The organism is Deltaproteobacteria bacterium CG11_big_fil_rev_8_21_14_0_20_49_13 (assembly GCA_002796305.1).
Classification (GTDB): Bacteria; UBA10199; UBA10199.
On the sequence record PCWZ01000028.1, the window covers coordinates 1 to 1,809 of the forward strand.

Annotated in this window: 1 protein-coding gene and 1 pseudogene (1 of these 2 only partly in view); one reads left to right on the forward strand and one right to left on the reverse strand. The window is 49.1% G+C overall.

Features of this window, described 5'->3' with window-relative positions:
• Positions 1-530: 530 nt before the first annotated feature.
• Positions 531-1,712 (forward strand): hypothetical protein, encoded by a 1,182-nt coding sequence (locus tag COV46_02325; protein PIR17874.1) that lies wholly within the window; start codon positions 531-533, stop codon positions 1,710-1,712.
• 24 nt (positions 1,713-1,736) lie between these two features.
• Here the strand turns inward: COV46_02325 and COV46_02330 are convergent.
• Positions 1,737-1,809, reverse strand: a pseudogene (locus COV46_02330) (hypothetical protein); it runs 1,004 nt beyond the window's last position.

Genomic DNA, 1,809 nt, shown 5'->3' on the forward strand with positions numbered 1-1,809 from the left:
GATCTTTAGGACCGACTTTCAAGGCGCGATCACATTCTCTGCAAAACCATTATCCGCCGTGAATATAACCACTCAATTGGCCAATTGAGCAAACCCACAAGACGGACTCATTTGGAGGAGATTTATGGCTCTCGATATGTTCGTTGGATGGATTCCTCCAAAAATAAAAGATCACCTTATCCCCAGCGGCCACCTAAAAGCGGCCAGTCGTTCCGCAGGGTGGTATTGGCACATTCTGGGGTCACCTCTGAAAGAGGGTTGCAAGTAAAAAGTGCGTTATAGTGGCATTTAAATTCGTTGACTATTGAACTCAAGGTTCGGTAGAAATCACGAAATTATGATAGACTTTTGGCAATTATCCTTACCCACAAAGGTCCTTTTCGGTCACGGTCTCTCGTACGCACTGCATATTGTCTAAGAATATCAATATGATAGCTATTATGTGAAGCCGCAACCCCTCGACAGCTCGGGATTGCTGAAAAAAATCAGATTTTTTTCAGCAACTTTTCTGACTACTTGCCGATAAGTATATGCACAAGATGAGACCTGAATTTAAGACAATTTTGGCCCTTGCTTTCGCGCTACTTTATGCATCATGCATCGGTACAGGCGACGGGGACCAGTTCGCCTCATATCAGCGCGATTTTTTGGGAAAGACACAGATAGGTTCAGCCATCACAAAAGAGATAATTCTTCAGAACCCTTCCACAGATTCCGTTCAACACATAAGGGCCATCAACTTTGACACGAACGCAAATCCGGACGGACATTTCAGGATAGACAAGGTCGAGGTCGGAGGCATTGCACAAAATCCAAGGGATAAAGATATTACCATCCCAGCCGGAAGCATGCTTCAGATATTCGTAACCTACCAGCCGCTCAATCTTAACACAAGCATCGCTCATTTTGGCGGATGGTATACGGGCGAAGACGAGCCTTATGTCCCAGGTAAACCGGTCGAAGAAGAGACCGCCGTAAAAATGATGAAGGAGCTTGCCAAAGGCGCGAAAGGGGATAGCGACGAAAAAGAGGCAATACACAGATCCATGATAATTGCCATCTACGACCGGCCGCAAGAGGGAATGGTGCAGATAGAACTTGTAGGTGAAGCGGTTCCGGGACCCAACGGAGAGATTGCAGGCGTGGGCGGCGGCGGAGACTGTCCCGCGGACGGCGGCATTCTTTGCTACAAGGGCGGATTTGCGATGGAACTTCCAGATATCATGACCACGGGTCCAAAACAGCTCGAGATGGGAGGCCCCGTTGTATTCAAACTTTCCGGCAACAATGTCGAAATGGATTTGGCTACGTTCCCGGCCGAACTGCTTATCCTTAAGGGAAACGGCCCCGGCGAACCCCTGGAAGGAAAACCGATATCTGCCATCTCCCTTGTGATAAACGGACCGGAAGGCGTTACGGCGACCGGAACGTTCGACGGGACAAATCTTAATATGAACGGCATGGCCTTCAGGATCAGAGTCGTCTTGGGCGAAATAACCGAGAGCGATATCAATCCGGGCCTTCAATCGGCGGTAGATTTTACGGTCAAGGACCTGACGCTCAAGACGTCAAAGCCTTTAACGAACGGCGCAATCACATTTACCATAGATTCCACACTTTCGCAGGAACCATCAGGAAATCCGCTGTTCGACCAGTTCCTGGGCGGCACGCGTGTGGTAGTGACCATGGACGGCATGCTTGTGATCCAGTGACAATCGGGCACCTCTATAAACTACTCACTCTGTCATTGCGAGCCCCGAAGGGGCGCGGCAATCCCCCATAAACACTTGATTTATGGAGATTGCTTCG